The sequence below is a fragment of the Streptomyces sp. NPDC048018 genome, assembly GCF_043202995.1.
GTDB lineage: Bacteria > Actinomycetota > Actinomycetes > Streptomycetales > Streptomycetaceae > Streptomyces.
Genome location: NZ_JBIDBK010000006.1, coordinates 65,153 through 82,214 on the forward strand (window position 1 = coordinate 65,153; position 17,062 = coordinate 82,214).

The following is a 17,062-nucleotide window of genomic DNA, read 5'->3' on the forward strand; positions in this document are numbered from 1 at the left end:
CATGACGGGAGGTCAGCCGTTGGGGCGCTGCAGGCGGGCCACGAACTTGTAGCGGTCGCCGCGGTAGACCGAGCGCACCCACTCGACCGGCTCGCCCTGCTCGTCGAAGGAGTGCCGGGACAGCATCAGCATCGGCAGGCCCACGTCGGTGCCGAGCAGGCCGGCCTCGCGCGGGGTCGCCAGCGAGGTCTCGATGGTCTCCTCGGCCTCGGCCAGCCGCACGTCGTACACCTCGGCGAGCGCGGTGTAGAGGGAGGTGTACTTCACCAGGGAACGCCGCAGCGCGGGGAAGCGCTTGGCGGACAGGTGGGTGGTCTCGATGGCCATCGGCTCGCCGCTCGCCAGGCGGAGGCGCTCGATCCGCAGCACCCGGCCGCCGGCGGAGATGTCGAGCAGCCCGGCCAGGGTGTCGTCGGCGGTGACGTAGCCGATGTCGAGGAGCTGCGAGGTGGGCTCCAGGCCCTGTGCCCGCATGTCCTCGGTGTACGAGGTGAGCTGCAGGGCCTGCGAGACCTTGGGCTTGGCCACGAAGGTGCCCTTGCCCTGGATCCGCTCCAGGCGGCCCTCGACCACCAGCTCCTGCAGGGCCTGGCGCACGGTGGTGCGCGAGGTGTCGAACTCGGCGGCAAGGGTGCGCTCGGGCGGGACCGGGGTGCCGGGCGGCAGGGTCTCCGTCATGTCGAGCAAGTGCCGCTTCAGTCGGTAGTACTTGGGCACGCGCGCGGTACGGGTGGCTGCGCCGCCCTCTGTCTCCGTGCTGCCCGCGTCCGTGGCCATGGCCTGCCTTCCCGACTCCTGTGCTGCTGCCGTCACCGGCTCCTCCGTCTGTCGCGGCTCACATGGTGGCACGGACCGGTCACGGGTCGTCGCCCTCCCTCAGGTGTCGGTCCGATAACGGACCCGACTGCCCTTCTTATACACCCTTGACACCCCTAAAGGTCTAGGCCAAGCTCCGGGTACTGGTCTACACCATTAAAGACCAGGTCCCAGCCCCACAGCAGTACTCGACGTATGTCTCGCGTCTTCGCGCGGTGGGAGGGGGAGCAGGCATCCCTGAGGAGGGTGGCGTGAAGCGCAAGCTCATCGCGGCGATCGGCGTCGCGGGCATGATGGTCAGCATTGCCGCGTGTGGAGGCTCCGACGACAAGGGCGGGGCGAAGGCCGGCGGAGACGCCAAGGAACTCACCGTCTGGCTCACGGTCGACGCCCAGAACAACTGGCCGGAGCTGGTCAAGGCCGCCGACGACGCGGTGACCAAGAAGCACCCCGGCATCAAGATCAAGCACGAGTACTACGGCTGGCCGGACAAGAACACCAAGCTCGACGCGGTGCTCGCGACCGACAAGGCCCCGGACGTTGTCGAGATGGGCAACTCCGAGATGATCAGCTACATGGCCAAGGGCGCCTTCGCCGAGGTCGACCCGTCGAAGTTCGAGAACTCCGACAAGTGGCTGGACGCCCTCAAGGACTCCGTCACCTACAACGGCAAGACCTACGGTGTCCCCTACTACGCCGGTGGCCGCGTGGGCACCTGGCGCAAGGACATCGCCGCCGAGGCGGGCGTCAAGGCCGCCCCGAAGACCTGGGCCGAGCTGACCGCCGCGCTCGACGCCATCCAGAAGAAGAAGGGCGACAAGTTCAGCGCCTGGTACCAGCCGTCGCCGGACTGGTACGCCGCGATGTCCTTCGTCTACGAGGCCGGCGGCTCCATCGCCAAGCAGGACGGCGAGAACTGGAAGGCGAACCTCTCCTCGCCCGAGTCCGTCAAGGGCCTCACCGAGTACAAGAACATCGTCGACAAGTACATGCACGGCGACAAGACGAAGGACGAGTCCGACCGTCCCGTCGTCTTCGGCCAGGGCAAGTCCGCGACGATCTTCGCCGCCGGCTGGGAGGGCGCCACCGCCGCCGACCCGAAGTCCGACAAGGTCGGCGGGCTGAAGGACAAGCTCGAGAACTTCGTGATGCCCGGCCCGTCCGGCAAGAACCTCCCCGTCTTCCTCGGCGGCTCGGACCTGGCCATCCCGGTCAAGTCCAAGGCGCAGGGCGTGGCCGGCGAGTGGATCGCCGCCTTCACCGGCGCCGAGGGCCAGAAGGGCCTCATCGCCAAGGGCAACCTGCCCAACAACAAGGCGGACCTCGCTCCCCTGAAGAACGACCCGGCCACCGCCGTCCCGGCGACCGCGGCCGAGTCCAGCTGGTTCGTCCCGACCGCCCCCGGCTGGGGCCAGGTCGAGAAGGCCCAGACCCTCAAGACGATGCTCATCGAGATCGCCAACGGAAAGAAGTCGGTCGAGCAGGCGGCCAAGGACGCCGACGCCGCGATCGACAAGGTCATCAACACCAAGTGACCTTCGAGCAGGGCCCCGTCGCCGTGACGGGGCCCTGCCGCCCGTACCACGAGAGGGACCGTTGAGGAGCACGGGATGAGTGCCGCAGACACAACCACCGCGAAGGTGCCGCCGGTGCGGCAATCGCCACCATCCGGCTCCCGAGCCGGAACGCCCGCCCCCCGAGGCGGGAAGTCCAAGGGCGGGGCCGGGATCCCATGGCTGCTCCTCGCGCCATGTCTGCTCGTGCTCCTGCTGGTGCTCGGCTATCCGCTGATCCGGCTGGTCACCCTCTCGTTCCAGAAGTTCGGCCAGCCGCAGCTCTGGGGCTTCCAGGAGCCCGAGTCGGCCGGCCTGGACAACTTCACCAACATCCTCGGCGACGCCGAGTTCTGGGCCGTCGTGCTGCGGACCGTGATCTTCGCGGCCGGCGCCGTGATCGTCACCATGGTCCTCGGCATGATGATCGCCCTGCTCCTCCAGCGCGTCTCGGCCTGGGTCAAGGTGCTGATCAACGTCGTGCTGGTGGCGAGCTGGGGCATGCCCATCATCGTCGCCACCGCCATCTTCAAGTGGCTCTTCGACGCCGACTACGGCGTCCTCAACTGGCTGCTCAGCCGCCTCCCCGGCGTCGACATGGTCGGCCACAACTGGTTCGCCAGCGGCCCCGAGGGCCTGGCCGTCATCATGCTCCTGGTGGTCTGGGGCGCCGTGCCCTTCGTGGTCATCACCCTGAGCGCCGGCCTCACCCAGGTGCCCAAGGAACTCGAAGAGGCCGCCCGCCTCGACGGCGCCGGCGCCTGGGGCGTCTTCCGGTACGTCACCCTGCCCATCCTCAAGCCCATCATCGTCATGCTGACGACGCTCTCGGTGATCTGGGACATGGGTGTCTTCCCGCAGGTCTACGTGATGCGCAACGGCCACCCCGAGGCCGAGTTCCAGCTGCTCACGACGTACTCCTTCGACAAGGCGTTCGTCGTCAACGACTACGGCACCGGCTCCGCGATCGCGCTCGTCACGGTCGTGCTGCTGCTCGGCGTCGTGGCGGTCTACATGCGCCAGATGCTCAAGATCGGAGATGTGGAGTGAGCGCAGCGAACGCACAGGGCGGCGCGAGCGTCACCAGGGCTCCCGCGGTCACCCGCCGTCCGCGCAAGTCGAAGCTCGGCTGGAACCTGCTCGGCCTGCTCGTCTTCGTCACGGCCGGCTTCCCGGTCTACTGGATGATCAACACGGCCTTCAAGCCGGCCAAGGACGCGATCGACCCGGACCCGCACTTCTTCCCGTCCACCTTCACGCTGGAGAACTTCAAGCGCGCCCTGGACATCGCGGACTTCTGGGGCCCGGTCACCCGCAGCCTCCTGGTCTCCACCGTCGTGGTCGTCATCGGCATCGCGGTCGGCCTGCTCGCCGCCCTCGCCATCTCCCGCTTCGCCTTCCGGGGCCGCAAGATCGTCATCGTCGGCATCCTCGCCGTCCAGATGGTCCCGCTCGTCGCCATGATCATCCCGGTCTTCCTGATGCTCAACGACCTCGGGCAGTACGACAAGCTCAGCGGCCTGATCATCACCTACCTGACCTTCATCCTGCCCTTCACGGTGTGGACCCTGCGCGGCTTCATCGTCAACATCCCGAAGGAGCTGGAGGAGGCCGCCCAGGTCGACGGCTGCACCCCCACCGGCGCCTTCCTCCGCGTCGTCTTCCCGCTGCTGGCCCCGGGCATGGTCGCCACCTCGGTCTACGGCTTCATCCAGGCCTGGAACGAGTACCTCTACGCCCTGATGCTGATGAGCCAGCAGAACCAGACGGCCACCGTCTGGCTCGGCAACTTCATCACCAAGAACGGCACCGAGTACGCCCCGATGATGGCCGGCTCGACCATGATGGCCGTCCCCATCGTGATCCTCTTCCTCCTCGTCCAGCGCAAGATGGCCGCGGGTCTGACGGCCGGCGCCGTGAAGGGATGACGTCCGCCTCATGACCACTCTCGCAACGGGCACCGACACCCTGACCCGGGACGCGCTCACCGTCCTCCAGCCCGGATTCGTCGGCACCACCGCTCCCGACTGGCTGCTCCGGCGGATCGGCGAGGGGCTCTCCTCGGTCGGCCTCTTCGGGCGCAACATCGCCGCCCCCGAGCAGCTGGCCGCGCTCACCGCGCAGCTGCGCGCCGAGCGGGACGACGTCCTGGTCGCCATCGACGAGGAGGGCGGCGACGTCACCCGCCTGGAGGTCAAGGAGGGCTCCTCCTTCCCCGGCAACTACGCCCTCGGCAGCGTCGACGACGTCGAGCTCACCCGGGCCGTGGCCCGCGAGCTCGGCCGCCGGCTCGCCGAGTGCGGCGTCGACCTCAACTGGGCGCCCTCCGCCGACGTCAACTCCAACGCCGACAACCCGGTCATCGGGGTCCGCTCCTTCGGCGCCGACCCCGCCCTGGTCGCCCGGCACACCGTGGCGTACGTCGACGGCCTGCAGTCCGTGGGCGTCGCCGCGTGCACCAAGCACTTCCCCGGACACGGCGACACCAACGTGGACTCGCACCACGCGCTGCCGCGGATCGATGTGGACCTCGCCACACTGCACGCCCGTGAGCTGGCACCTTTCCGCGCCGCCATCGCCGCGGGTACCAAAGCCGTGATGAGCGCGCATATCCTGCTCTCCGCACTCGACCCCGACCGTCCGGCCACCCTGAGCCCGCAGATCCTCACCGGTCTGCTGCGCCGGGAGCTGGGCTTCGAGGGGCTGATCGTCACCGACGGGATGGAGATGCAGGCCATCTCGTCGACGTACGGCATCGAGCGCGGATCCGTCCTCGCGATCGCCGCGGGCGCCGACGCCATCTGCGTCGGCGGCGGGCTGGCCGATGAGGACACCGTACTGCGCCTGCGCGACGCGCTGGTGAACGCGGTACGGACCGGTGAACTGCCCGAGGAGCGGCTGGCCGACGCCGCGGCGCGCGTGCGCGCCCTGGCGTCCTGGACCCAGGCGCACCGGGTCAGGGGGGCTGGATCGGGGCCGGGCGCGGCGTCACAGGAGGGGACCGCGCCCGGCACCGACGTGGGTCTCGTCGCCGCCCGCAGGGCCCTCAGGGTCACGCCCGGCGAGCGCCCGTACGAGCCGGTCACCGCCGCGCCCTACGTGGCCTCCTTCACCCCGGTCGCCAACTTCGCCGTGGGCGACGAGACCCCGTGGGGAATCGCCGCCGAGCTCGAGCGGCTGCTCCCGGGCACCGCGACCGGCTCCTACGGCGCCGAGGCCCCGGCGGACGCCGTCCTGGCCGCCGCCGGGGAGCGGCGCGTGGTCGCCGTCGTCCGGGACGCCCACCGGCACCCGTGGATGGCCGGGGCCCTGGACGCCCTGCTCGCCGCCCGTCCCGAGACCGTGGTGGTGGAGATGGGCCTGAACGAGTCGGAGCCCCGGGGCGCCCTGCACATCGCCACCCACGGCGCCGCCCGCGTCTGCGGCCGTGCGGCCGCCGAGGTCATCGCCGGCCGCTGAGCCGGCGGCCCCGGCCGCGTACGGGAAAGGGGCCCGGCACCTGGATCAGGTGCCGGGCCCCTTCGCGTACCCGGGTGCGCGGAGGTCCCGGGGCCGTGCCCTTCGGCTGGTGCCGGGCTCGCGGCGCCCGGCACGGTCTCCCGGAGCGGACCTAGATGCCCTGCCAGGGCGGCTTGTTCGCGAAGGTGTGGCGGAAGTAGTCGGCGAGCTTCAGCTTGGACGCGGCCGCCTCGTCCACGACCACCGTCGCGTGCGGGTGCAGCTGCAGGGCGGAGGCCGGCACGAGGGCCGCTACCGGGCCCTCGACCGTCTGCGCCACGGCCTCGGCCTTGCCCTCGCCGGTGGCGAGCAGCACCAGGTGACGGGCCTCCAGGATGGTGCCGATGCCCTGGGTGATGACGTGGTGCGGCACCTGCTCGATGTCGTCGTCGAAGAAGCGGGCGTTGTCGACCCGGGTCTGCTCGGTGAGCGTCTTGATCCGGGTGCGGGAGGCGAGCGAGGAGCAGGGCTCGTTGAAGCCGATGTGCCCGTCGGTGCCGATGCCGAGGATCTGCAGGTCGACGCCGCCGGCCTCGGCGAGCACCCGGTCGTAGGCCTCGCAGGCCGCCTGGACGTCCTCGGCGGAGCCGTCGGGGCCCATGAAGGCGTCCTGGGAGAGCCCGAGGGGCTCGACGACCTGGCGCAGCACCGTCGAGCGGTACGACTCGGGGTGCCCGGCGGGCAGGCCCACGTACTCGTCGAGCTGGGCGATCCGGGCCCGGGAGGCGTCCACGGAGCCCGCCTGGACCTGGGCGATCAGGGCGTCGTAGATGGGCAGCGGGGTCGATCCGGTGGCCACGCCGAGCAGCGCGTCGGGCTTGCGGCGCAGGAGGTCGGCGATGCCGTCCGCGATGAGCTCTCCGCCCGCCTTGGCGTCCTTGACGATGACAACTTCCACGCTGTGCCTGCCGATCTGGTGAGGGGCTGGGAAGGACCTGGTGGTATAGACCAATCTAAGGCCAAATCTAGCAGAGCGCGGGCCGCCAGCCCATGCCGTTCCGCCCCGCGGGACGGGTTCCTCCCATCGTCAGTCGCCCCTGTCCCACCAGCCACTCGAACCCCGCCGGGCCCTGCTCCCCGCGGTCGGTCGACAGCGCCCCCGCGCCCGCCGGGGCGCGCACGCGCATGGTCGACGGCGGGGGCCTGCGCCGGGAGGCGGGGAGGTGCCCGGAGGTGGGGAGGTGCCCGGAGGTGGGGAGGTGCCGGGAGGTGGGGGAGCGTCCGGAGGGCCGGGAGGCGGGGGAGACCCGGAAGGGCCGGGAGGTCCCGCGGGGATGGCGGCGGCCGCGAGCGCGGCGCGGCGGGGGAGGAACCCGCGGGCCGCGGCGCCTGACGGGACCCTCAACCCGTCCGGCACCGCAGCCCGGAGTCGCTCGGCCGGGGGTGTGCGGTCCCACGGCCGTGTGGGAGGTCTCGGCGCAGTCAGGGCAGAGAGCGCCGGGTACCTCGTCCATCCTCCTGTGCGGGGAGGATGGAGGCTCGGTCGACTCATTGTGGACTAGACCATTCTTGTCTGTCCATCCATGCGCACACGGTCGTACCGGGGCCATCCTCCAACACGGAAGCCCGGAGATCCAGGTTCACCGCCTGTTAATTCCGCCGGGTACGCTCGCTCACGTGCCCTCCATGAACGACCTCGTACGCCAGCACACCGCTCTGAGCGAGTCCGACCTCGACTGGCTCCACATGCTGGTGTCGGAGTGGCAGCTGCTCTCCGACCTCTCCTTCGCCGACCTCGTGCTCTGGGTCCCCACCCTCGACGGCACCCGGTATGTCTCGGTTGCCCAGATGAGGCCCAACACCGGCCCGACCTCGTACCAGGACGACATGGTCGGCCACCTGGTGCCGCGCGGCCGCCGCCCGCTCCTCGACGCGGCCCTCGACGAGGGCCGGATCGTGCGGGAGGGAGATCCCGAGTGGCGCGAGGAGGTTCCGGTCCGGGTCGAGTCCATCCCCGTGCGCCGTGACGGCCGCGTCCTCGGCGTCATCGCGCGCAACACCAACCTGCTCACCGTGCGGACGCCCTCCCGGCTGGAGCTCACCTACCTCCAGTCGGCCTCCGACCTGGCCCAGATGATCGCTGCCGGCTCCTTCCCCTTCCCGGGGGAGCAGGTCGACATGGACTCCTCGCCGCGGGCCGGTGACGGTCTCCTGCGGCTCGACGCCGAGGGTGTCGTCCAGTACGCCTCGCCCAACGCCCTGTCCGCCTACCACCGGCTCGGCCTCGCGGCCGACCTGGTCGGTCAGGACCTCGGGCAGATCACCGCCGAGCTCGCCCCGTCCCGCGGTCCCGTGGACGAGGCCCTGGCCAAGATGGCCTCCGGCTACGCCCCGCGCGAGTTCGAGGTCGAGGGCAACGGCGGTGTCATCCAGCTGCGGGCGATCCCGCTCAAGCCCAAGGGCACCCGGATCGGTTCCCTCGTCCTGCTCCGGGACGTCACCGAACTGCGTCGCCGCGAGCGCGAGTTGATCACCAAGGACGCCACCATCCGGGAGATCCACCACCGGGTGAAGAACAACCTCCAGACCGTGGCCGCCCTGTTGCGCCTCCAGGCCCGCCGGATGGACTCCGACCGCGGGCGTGAGGCCCTCAACGAGGCCGTGCGGCGCGTCGGTTCGATCGCCATCGTGCACGAGACGCTGTCCCAGAACCTGGACGAGCGCGTGGAGTTCGACGAGATCGCCGACCGGGTGATCGCGATGGTCGCCGAGATCTCCCCGGGCAAGGTGACCTGCCGGCGCAACGGGCGCTTCGGCATCCTCGACGCCGAGGTGGCCACGCCGCTGTCCATGGTCCTCACCGAGATCCTGCAGAACGCGCTGGAACACGCCTTCGCGCCGGGGGAGCAGGGCACCGTCGAGGTCACGGCCGTCCGCGGCGAGTCCCGCGCCGACGCCCGGCTCCTCATCACGGTCAGGGACGACGGCCGCGGGCTGCCCGAGGGCTTCGACCCGCAGCGGGCCGGCAACCTCGGCCTGCAGATCGTCCGGACGCTCGTCGAGGGCGAGCTCGGCGGCAGCTTCGACATGCAGCCCGCTGCCGATCGCGGCACCAAGGTCGTCCTCGACATCCCCGTACAGCCGCAGAAGTAAAGGGAGTTCACCGCTTCGGGATGGTGAACTCACCGTCGGAAACTCCGGGTCGTGAGCACACCGTCGCAAACTCGCCCTCGTGAACTCACTGTCGTGAACTCGCTGTCGGGAACGCACGGTCGTGATCTCGTGACCGTGATCTCCCTGTGGAGATCTCGCGGGTGTGATCTCCACCGCCGCGATCTCCCGGGGTGAACTCACCGGCGTGTACGCGCGGTCGGTACGCGCCGGCGTGATTCACCGTGGTGATGTCGTCACGGTGAGCCCATGCCGCCGAATTCACCGCACCGGGTTCTCCGCGGTGAGTTCTCCCGGGAGTTCGCCGTGTTGTGCTCGTGACGGTGAGTACTGTTCCGCGTGCCCGTCGGGGCGTTCAGAGCAGCGAGCCCCGGACCGAGGGAAACGGTCCGGGGCTCGAATGCTGTGGGTTAATCTCTGCGCGCTGCGGCTCGGGGGGCGGTGAATGCGTACACGGTGTACGCGCCGCCGGGCCTCAGGCTGTGCAGGTGGCTCAGGCGCTCGCGTTGCGCGCCCGGTTGCGGGCGGCGCGGCGCTTCATCGCGCGGCGCTCGTCCTCGCTGAGGCCACCCCAGACGCCGGAGTCCTGGCCGGACTCGAGCGCCCACTGCAGGCACTGCTCCATGACGGGGCAGCGGCGGCAGACGGCCTTGGCTTCCTCGATCTGCAGCAGCGCAGGACCGGTGTTGCCGATGGGGAAGAACAGCTCGGGGTCTTCCTCACGACAAACGGCGTTGTGACGCCAGTCCATGGCTGCTACCTCTCTTGGTTTTACATGCAGGTGCTTGTGAATGTGAACGCTTTCACGAATCCCCCCGCAAGGGAAGGGCCGACTGCCAGGTGAACTGGTGTGGTCCAGGGTTTGAGGAGGGGTTCTGACTCTCAGTGGAGGCCGGTCTTGCGGGCCGTCCCGATCGCCAAGAAGAGACTCGCAAACCTCGGCAGCGGATACAACCCCTTCCGGAAAGTTTTTTTTGATTCCTCGGTGTCGGCTCCGTCACAGCCGTACTTCTAGGGGGTGGAGGGCAGCCTAAACGTTCGAGTGGAAGGACTTTCGGTCCTTCTGGTCACACAATCACACGCAGTGCACGGCGTACGCCTGTGAACGTCACGCTCGTACGCAGTCCCAGGTGGTCTCCGTCCATCTGAAGGGGGAGAGGCACCTTCGAATGCAAGGTGAAGTCGGTCAGATCGTGGAGGGTCATCGCGTGCTTCCCGTGCGGCCCCCGTTCGGGGGTCGAGGTGAGCAGCTGGGTCGCGTAACGGGCCACCGCCGGGGTGGAGAGCCGGCTCAGTCCGAGCACGTCGAGGGCGGTCTCGAAGGAGGCCTCCGGGGACGCGTACACGGGGCGATTCCCCAGGTAGGTCCAGGGGGAGGTGTTGCAGATTATGGAGAGGACGAGGTTCTCCACCGGGTCCTCGCCGGGGCGGTCCAGGGTGATCGTCCCGTGCCGCCGGTTCTGCTCGCCCAGGAACTGGCGCACCACCTGGCGCAGATAGAGGGCGTGCGTCGAACGCTTGCCCCGCTCGCGCTGCTGTTCGACCCGGCCGATCACGCTCGCGTCGAAACCGAATCCGGCGCAGAAGGTGAACCAGCGCTCCGGAACGCCCTCGTCGTCCGTGCCCGGTGTCCCCGAGGCCAGTCCGAGGCTCACCGTCCGCGCCCGTCGTTCACGCAGCGCGTCCAGCAGGGCCCCGGTCGCCTCCACGGCGTCGTTCGGCAGTCCGAGCGCCCGTGCGAAGACGTTGGTCGAGCCTCCGGGCACCACCGCGAGGCCCGGCAGCCGGTCCGGATCGGGTCCCCCGTGCAGCAGTCCGTTGACCACCTCGTTGACCGTGCCGTCACCGCCGAGCGCGACCACCATGTCGATGTCGTCCGAGTCGGCGGCCCTGCGCCCCAGGTCGCGCGCGTGCCCGCGGTACTCGGTGGTCACCGCCTCCAGCTTCATCTCGCTGGCGAGCGCGTGGATCAGCACGTCACGTGTGCGGGCACTGGTGGTGGTTGCTGCCGGATTGACCACGAGAAGCGCGCGCATGGTCGCCAGGGTACCTACCCGGCGGTACCGGGCGCAGTCCCGGCCCGTTCCCGCCCGCCTCCGCCGGCTCCGTACCCGCCTGCCCCGCCTCCGCCGGCCCCGTACCCGGCCGCCCCGTACCCGTCCGCTCCGGACGGTCCGCCCGGGCCGGTGGGGGCCCGCCCTGTTCCGGCCCGAGCCCTCCGGTGCCGGCCCGCCCCGGCTACCCTGCCTGCATGAGCAGTGCGAGCAGTGCGGACATGAGCAAGACGGAGCGTACGGAGCGGGGCCCGCGGCCCGGGCGTCTCACCGCGGCGGCCGTCGTGGCCGGTGTCGAGGGCCTCGCCCTGGCGGCCGGCGGCCTCTACCTGCTGGTGAGCACCCTCACCGACCGGCCCGACGACCTCACCTCGGCCCTCATGGGCGGGGTCACCCTGATCGCCCTGGGGCTCATCCCGCTCGTCGCCGCCCGTGGCCTGTGGCTGCGCCGCTCCTGGAGCCGCGGTCCCGCGGTCATCATGCAGATCCTGGCGCTGCCCGTGGCATGGCAGCTGCTCCACGACGAGGTCCTGATCCCGGCGGGCATCGCCCTCGCCGTCCTCGCCGTGACCGGTCTCGTCATGCTGGTCAGCCCGGCCACGACCGCGGCGCTCGGCATCAAGCGCCCCGGCCAGGACACGCCGTAGCCCTGCGGCCACCCGGCCCGGTGGCTCGGTGGCCCCGGCTCTCCCGGCCGGCCCGGCGCGTCCGACCGGCGGCTCCCGGTCCCCCGGGCCGCGGCCCCGGCCGGGAGTCCGTGACATCCCGGCCGGACGCTTTCCGGGCCCTCCGTCACTCCTCGACGAGCAGCTTCTCCCGCAGCTGCGCCAGCGTGCGCGCGAGCAGCCGGGAGACGTGCATCTGCGAGATGCCGACCTCCTGCGCGATCTGCGACTGGGTCATGTTCCCGAAGAAGCGCAGCAGCAGGATGCGCTTCTCGCGCGGCGGCAGGTCCTCCAGGAGCGGCTTGAGCGACTCCCGGTACTCGACGCCCTCCAGCGCCTCGTCCTCGGCACCCAGCGTGTCCGCGACCGCCGGCGACTCGTCGTCGGTGTCCGGCACGTCCAGGGAGAGCGTCGAGTAGGCGTTCGCCGACTCCAGGCCCTCCAGGACCTCCTCCTCGGAGATCCCGAGCCGCTCCGCCAGCTCGTGCACCGTCGGCGAGCGCCCGTGCTGCTGCGACAGCTCGGCCGTCGCCGTGGTCAGGGCCAGCCGCAGCTCCTGCAGGCGCCGGGGCACGCGGACCGCCCAGCCCTTGTCGCGGAAGTGGCGCTTGATCTCGCCGACCACCGTCGGGGTCGCGTACGTGGAGAACTCCACCCCGCGGTCCGGATCGAAGCGGTCCACCGACTTGATCAGGCCGATCGTCGCCACCTGGGTCAGGTCGTCGAGCGGCTCGCCGCGGTTGCGGAAGCGCCGGGCCAGGTGCTCCACCAGCGGCAGGTGCATCCGCACCAGCCGGTCGCGCAGCGCCGCCCGCTCCGGCGAACCCTCCGCAAGACCGCGCAGCTCGATGAAGAGCGCCCGCGCCCCGGTGCGGTCGTGCGGGTCGGGGCTCGCGTGCTCCTCGTGGGCAGCTGGGCCCTCCGGGGCCCCGGGAACGGCTTCGTGCTGCTCGTGCTCGCTCATCTGGTCCGCCTGCTCCGCGTGATCCGTAGCGACCTCGACTGCGGCCTTGACTCCGGCCTCCGTCTCAGGGTGCGGCCGGGCCTGCTGCTCAGGGATGCCGGCCGTCGCGTCCCCGCTCCTCACGCCGGGCCTGGCCCCGCGCCGCGCTGTTTGTACAGGCTGATGGAGACGGTCTTGTCGTCGGCCACGGACGACTCCACCTTGCCGGCCAGGGCGGACAGCACCGTCCAGGCGAAGGTGTCGCGTTCCGGGGCCCGGCCGTCCGTCGTCGGAGCCGACACGGTGACGTCGAGCGAGTCGTCGACCAGTCGGAACACGCAACTCAGCACCGATCCCGGCACCGCCTGCTGGAGCAGGATCGCGCACGCCTCGTCGACGGCGATCCGCAGGTCCTCGATCTCGTCGAGGGTGAAGTCCAAGCGCGCCGCGAGACCGGCCGTGGCCGTACGCAACACGGACAGGTAGGCACCCGCAGCGGGCAGCCGGACTTCCACGAAGTCCTGGGTCCCGGGCTCGCCTGCGATCTGGGACACCCTCACCTCCAAGGTGGCACAAGCTCTTTCGGGGTCCGGGGAGGAGCCCCCCGGACCAGGCGGTACGCAGTAGGTTGCGCAGTCCGCCGAGACGCTATCGCGATCCGTCCCGCCGTGTCGCCGGGGGCCCGTGCGGACCGCCCGCGGACCGCCCCCTTCGGGCCGGACCGGTGGGACACCCCCCGGCTGCCCGGCGGCCGCGGAGAACCCGCGGAGGGGTGACGTACCCAGCCGTCAGACGATCGAACCGTCCACGAAGCACCAGCGCCAGCGCTCGTTCGGCTCGAAGGTCCGCATCACCGGGTGGCCGGTGGCGGTGTAGTGCGCCGTCGCGTGCCGTCCGAGGGACGAGTCGCAGCAGCCCACGTGACCGCAGCTGAGACAGAGCCGCAGCTGGACGGGGTGGGTGCCGTCGGCCAGGCACTCGGGACAGGTGTCGTTCGCCGGCGCCGGTTCGGGGCGCGGCATTTCGGCAACGTGCGGGCACTCGCTCATGATGGCCAGGTTACGTTGTGGCACGAGCGGCGTGAGGGCACGAACGGGGACCGGGCATGGACGCATTGCAGCTGGTGGCGCTGATCGCGGTGAGCGCCGCGATCGCGGGCTTCGCCCGCAGGACCCCGGTCCCGGCGCCGCTGCTGCTCGTCGCGGCCGGCCTCGCCGCCGCCTATGTGCCCGGGGTGCCCGACTACACCCTCGACCCGCACATCGTGCTCCCGCTCATCCTGCCGCCGCTGCTCTACACGGCCGCGGTGGAGTCCTCGTACCTCGACCTGCGGGCGAACATCCGGCCCGTCGCCCTGCTGTCCGTCGGTTACGTGCTCTTCGCGACCGTCGCCGTGGGCTGGCTCGCGTACGTCCTGGTGCCCGACCTGCCGCTGACCGCGGCGCTCGTCCTCGGCGCGGTCGTCGCCCCGCCGGACGCGGTCGCCGCCACCGCCATCGCCCGCCGGCTCGGCCTGCCGAACCGGATCACGACCATTCTCCAGGGCGAGTCCCTGGTGAACGACGCCACCGCGATCACCGCGTACAAGGTCGCCCTCGCCGCCGCCGTGGGGGAGGGCGTCAGCTGGGCCGGCGGCCTGGGCGAGTTCGCGCTCGCGGCGGTCGGCGGCATCGGCGTCGGACTGATCCTCATGGTGCCCATCCACTGGCTGCGCACCCATCTGCGGGAGGCGCTGCTCCAGAACACCCTCTCGCTGCTCATCCCGTTCGTCGCCTACGCCGCGGCCGAGGAGGTCGGGGCCTCCGGGGTGCTCGCCGTCGTCGTGGTCGGCCTCTTCCTCGGGCACAAGAACTGGAAGGTCGACTTCGCCACCCGCCTCCAGGAGGAGGCGGTCTGGAAGATGGTCGCCTTCATCCTGGAAGCCGCCGTCTTCGCGCTGATCGGCCTGCAACTGCCCTACGTCGTCCAGGGCCTCGGCCGCTACGGCATCGGCGAGGCGGCCTGGTACGCGGTCGGGGTCTTCATCGCCGTGGTCGTCGTCCGCTTCGTCTGGGTGTACCCCGCCACCTTCCTGCCCCGCTGGATGTCGGTCCGCATCCGGGAGCGCGAGCCCGAGGTGGACTGGCGGGCGCCGCTGGTCGTCGGATGGGCCGGCATGCGGGGCGTGGTCTCGCTCGCCATCGCCTTCTCCATCCCGGTCGCCACCGAGGGGGCCGAGTTCCCGGCCCGCAACCTGGTCCTCTTCCTCACGTTCACCACCGTGATCGGCACCCTCGTCGTCCAGGGCCTCACCCTGCCGCCGCTCATCCGGATCCTGAAGCTGCCCGGACGGGACCGCTACAAGGAGACGCTCGCCGAGGCACAGGCGCAGAGCGAGGCCTCCCGGGCGGCCGAGGAACGGCTCGACGCGCTCCTCGCCGACCCTGCCAACACCCTGCCCCCGCCCCTCGGCGACCGGCTCCGCACGGTTCTGGAGCGGCGCCGCAACGCCGTCTGGGAGCGGCTCGGCGCCGTCAACGAGATCACCGGCGAGACGGCCGACGACACCTACCGGCGCCTGGCCCGCGAGATGATCGACGCCGAGCGCGAGGTCTTCGTACAACTGCGCGACGCCCGCCGCATCGACGACGAGATGATGCGCAGCCTGCTGCGCCGGCTGGACCTGGAGGAGGCCGCGGCCTACCGCGAGGAGGCCGCCTGAGGCTCCGGCGCCCCGGTGACCACGGCCGCGATCCGGGTGCCGGGCCGGAAGGCGCCCTCCTCGGCGAGCGTCAGCAGTCCGTGGAGCATTTTGGCGACATACAGGCGCTCGATGGCGAGTCCATGCCGTGCCCCGTGCCGGGCCTCGAAATCCTGTGCGAACGCGTCGAGCTCGGGTGTCGTACGGGCGTAGCCGCCGCCGTGGAAGCGCTCGTCGAGCCGCCAGTCGCCGCGCGGGCCGCCGAACGCGGCCTCCTGGAGAGCGGTGATCTCCGCGCCGAGGAAGCCGCCCCTGAGGACGGGGACGCCGAGCACACGGCCGTCGAACCCGGCGGCGAGGCCCGCGAGGGTGCCGCCCGTACCGCAGGCGACGGCCGCGGTGTCGGCCACGCCCCGGAGCTCGCGGCCCAGCTCTCGGCAGCCCTCGACGGCGAGCGGGTTGCTGCCGCCCTCCGGGACGACATAGGTGTCCCCGGGGGCGCCGGCGAGCGCCAGCAGCCGGGCCAGGACCCCGGGCTCGTGCTTCGCGCGGTACGTGGCGCGGTCGGCGAAGACCAGGCGCATGCCGTCCTCCGCGCAGCGCGCGAGCGAGGGGTTCAGCGGTCGCCGGGCGAGCTCGTCGCCGCGCACCACGCCGATGGTGGCGAAGCCGAGGAGCCGGCCGGCGGCGGCGGTCGCCCGCAGGTGGTTGGAGTACGCGCCGCCGAAGGTGAGCACCGGGCGGCCCGCGGCCGCCCGCAGGTTGAGGGCGAGCTTGCGCCACTTGTTGCCCGGCAGGCGCGGGTGGATCAGGTCGTCGCGCTTGAGCAGCAGCGTCAGGCCGTGCCGGGCGAAGCGCTCGTCCTCCACCGGCTCCAGCGGGGAGGGGAGCCGGGGCCGCAGGTGGGCGGGATCGAACGCGTTCACCCGGCCATTGTCCCCGGTCGGGGCCGCCGGGCGGCGGACGGCGTCGGCCGGTCGCCGCGGGCGGCGGCCGGAGGACGCCAGGGACCCGTGGCGGGCCGAGCGGTGGGTGAGGGAGGCGGGCGGTGGACGGGGTGGCGGGGTGGCCCCGCGGTTCAGCGCAGCCGGTCGGCGATCCGCTCGCGCATGGACGCCATGGTGAAGCCGCGCGGGTCCACCTTGCCGGGCTGCCACTCCAGGTGGCCGATGACCGAGCGCTGGGTCCAGCCGTGCACCCGGCAGACCGCCGCCGCGGCCTTGGCGATGGCGTCGAGCTGGACCTTGGGCCACGGGTCCTTGCCGTCGCCGAGGTTCTCGCACTCGAAGCCGTAGAAGTGCCGGTTGCCGTCCGTGGTGGCCTCGTCGTCCACGGGCAGGCGCTTCTCGGCGATGACGGCCCGCAGCACCTCGTCGTCGCCGAGGCCGGCGTGGTTGGCCCGCCCGTAGCCGACCAGGTGGACGGTGCCGTCCTTGGCGATCACGCCGTGGCACAGCGGCCCGGGCAGGGAGGCGTAGCCGTCCCGGCAGATCCGGACGGTGCTGCTGGTGCCGCGGGTGACGGTGTGGTGGATCATCACGCCGTGCACGGGGCCCCAGGGGCCCTTGTGATTGCGGTTGTGAGTGCGCCAGTCGCCGACCTCGACGACGGTCAGCCCCTCGCGGTGGAGGGCGTCGAGAAAGCGGCTCGCGGACATGGGTGGGGACATGGCCGACTCCTTTCGGACACGGGACCACGATGGTTCCCTGCTCTGCTTCGGGAGTACCGGAGTGCCGTGCTCC

General features: G+C 71.3%; 16 protein-coding genes. 7 read left to right on the forward strand and 9 right to left on the reverse strand.

Translation table 11 applies throughout. The annotated features are described in order from the left end of the window. Positions 1 to 12 precede the first annotated feature (12 nt). Positions 13 to 777, reverse strand: coding sequence for a GntR family transcriptional regulator (locus ACGF1Z_RS23610; protein WP_365338744.1), 765 nt, complete (start codon positions 775 to 777; stop codon positions 13 to 15). A 290-nt stretch (positions 778 to 1,067) separates the two neighbouring features. Here ACGF1Z_RS23610 and ACGF1Z_RS23615 point away from each other — a divergent pair, with 290 nt between their 5' ends. The 4 genes from ACGF1Z_RS23615 to ACGF1Z_RS23630 all read left to right on the forward strand — a co-directional run bounded on the left by ACGF1Z_RS23615 (position 1,068) and on the right by ACGF1Z_RS23630 (position 5,828). Continuing rightward, on the forward strand, positions 1,068 to 2,351 hold the full coding sequence (locus tag ACGF1Z_RS23615) for an extracellular solute-binding protein (RefSeq protein WP_393007066.1): 1,284 nt from the start codon (positions 1,068 to 1,070) through the stop codon (positions 2,349 to 2,351). Between the two features lie 75 nt (positions 2,352 to 2,426). Beyond that, entirely contained in the window at positions 2,427 to 3,419 is a 993-nt protein-coding gene (locus ACGF1Z_RS23620) for a carbohydrate ABC transporter permease (RefSeq protein ID WP_393007068.1), read from the forward strand. Further along, positions 3,416 to 4,297 (forward strand): carbohydrate ABC transporter permease, encoded by an 882-nt coding sequence (locus ACGF1Z_RS23625; RefSeq protein ID WP_393007070.1) that lies wholly within the window; start codon positions 3,416 to 3,418, stop codon positions 4,295 to 4,297. The genes ACGF1Z_RS23620 and ACGF1Z_RS23625 overlap by 4 nt, the downstream gene beginning before the upstream one ends. A 10-nt stretch (positions 4,298 to 4,307) precedes the next feature. Beyond that, positions 4,308 to 5,828, forward strand: coding sequence for a glycoside hydrolase family 3 protein (locus tag ACGF1Z_RS23630; protein ID WP_393007072.1), 1,521 nt, complete (start codon positions 4,308 to 4,310; stop codon positions 5,826 to 5,828). A 151-nt stretch (positions 5,829 to 5,979) separates the two neighbouring features. Here the strand turns inward: ACGF1Z_RS23630 and nagB are convergent, their stop codons facing one another. After that, positions 5,980 to 6,765 carry a glucosamine-6-phosphate deaminase gene (gene nagB / locus ACGF1Z_RS23635; RefSeq protein WP_393007074.1) on the reverse strand — a complete coding sequence of 262 codons (786 nt, stop codon included), beginning with the start codon at positions 6,763 to 6,765 and terminating at the stop codon, positions 5,980 to 5,982. Positions 6,766 to 7,493: 728 nt separating this feature from the next. On the opposite strand from nagB, the gene ACGF1Z_RS23640 reads away from it, so the two are divergent. Then, positions 7,494 to 8,960 (forward strand): sensor histidine kinase, encoded by a 1,467-nt coding sequence (locus tag ACGF1Z_RS23640; protein WP_393007838.1) that lies wholly within the window; start codon positions 7,494 to 7,496, stop codon positions 8,958 to 8,960. 511 nt (positions 8,961 to 9,471) lie between these two features. Here the strand turns inward: ACGF1Z_RS23640 and ACGF1Z_RS23645 are convergent. Further along, complete coding sequence (locus ACGF1Z_RS23645; RefSeq protein ID WP_003953983.1) at positions 9,472 to 9,729, reverse strand: WhiB family transcriptional regulator; 258 nt, start codon at positions 9,727 to 9,729, stop codon at positions 9,472 to 9,474. A gap of 316 nt (positions 9,730 to 10,045) precedes the next feature. Next, positions 10,046 to 11,014: a diacylglycerol/lipid kinase family protein gene (locus tag ACGF1Z_RS23650; RefSeq protein ID WP_393007076.1), complete on the reverse strand. Its 969-nt coding sequence runs from the start codon at positions 11,012 to 11,014 to the stop codon at positions 10,046 to 10,048. Positions 11,015 to 11,229: 215 nt separating this feature from the next. Between ACGF1Z_RS23650 and ACGF1Z_RS23655 the strand changes: the two genes are divergently transcribed. Then, positions 11,230 to 11,679: a hypothetical protein gene (locus ACGF1Z_RS23655; RefSeq protein WP_393007078.1), complete on the forward strand. Its 450-nt coding sequence runs from the start codon at positions 11,230 to 11,232 to the stop codon at positions 11,677 to 11,679. Positions 11,680 to 11,824: 145 nt separating this feature from the next. Here ACGF1Z_RS23655 and ACGF1Z_RS23660 read toward each other — a convergent pair whose 3' ends face one another. The 3 genes from ACGF1Z_RS23660 to ACGF1Z_RS23670 form a co-directional block, all read right to left on the reverse strand. Continuing rightward, positions 11,825 to 12,784, reverse strand: a complete 960-nt coding sequence (locus ACGF1Z_RS23660) for an RNA polymerase sigma factor SigF (protein ID WP_393007080.1) — start codon at positions 12,782 to 12,784, stop codon at positions 11,825 to 11,827. Continuing rightward, on the reverse strand, positions 12,781 to 13,194 hold the full coding sequence (locus ACGF1Z_RS23665; RefSeq protein WP_389208387.1) for an anti-sigma regulatory factor: 414 nt from the start codon (positions 13,192 to 13,194) through the stop codon (positions 12,781 to 12,783). Before ACGF1Z_RS23665 ends, ACGF1Z_RS23660 begins: the two co-directional genes overlap by 4 nt. A gap of 234 nt (positions 13,195 to 13,428) precedes the next feature. Continuing rightward, positions 13,429 to 13,689 (reverse strand): UBP-type zinc finger domain-containing protein, encoded by a 261-nt coding sequence (locus ACGF1Z_RS23670; RefSeq protein ID WP_393007082.1) that lies wholly within the window; start codon positions 13,687 to 13,689, stop codon positions 13,429 to 13,431. Between the two features lie 56 nt (positions 13,690 to 13,745). On the opposite strand from ACGF1Z_RS23670, the gene ACGF1Z_RS23675 reads away from it, so the two are divergent. Further along, positions 13,746 to 15,341: a Na+/H+ antiporter gene (locus ACGF1Z_RS23675; RefSeq protein WP_393007084.1), complete on the forward strand. Its 1,596-nt coding sequence runs from the start codon at positions 13,746 to 13,748 to the stop codon at positions 15,339 to 15,341. Here ACGF1Z_RS23675 and ACGF1Z_RS23680 read toward each other — a convergent pair. Both ACGF1Z_RS23680 and ACGF1Z_RS23685 read right to left on the reverse strand, forming a co-directional pair. Next, positions 15,320 to 16,246 carry a 1-aminocyclopropane-1-carboxylate deaminase/D-cysteine desulfhydrase gene (locus ACGF1Z_RS23680; RefSeq protein WP_393007086.1) on the reverse strand — a complete coding sequence of 309 codons (927 nt, stop codon included), beginning with the start codon at positions 16,244 to 16,246 and terminating at the stop codon, positions 15,320 to 15,322. The two genes, ACGF1Z_RS23675 and ACGF1Z_RS23680, sit on opposite strands and share 22 nt — an antisense overlap. 152 nt (positions 16,247 to 16,398) lie before the next feature. Further along, complete coding sequence (locus ACGF1Z_RS23685) at positions 16,399 to 16,989, reverse strand: N-acetylmuramoyl-L-alanine amidase (protein WP_393007088.1); 591 nt, start codon at positions 16,987 to 16,989, stop codon at positions 16,399 to 16,401. Positions 16,990 to 17,062 lie beyond the last annotated feature (73 nt).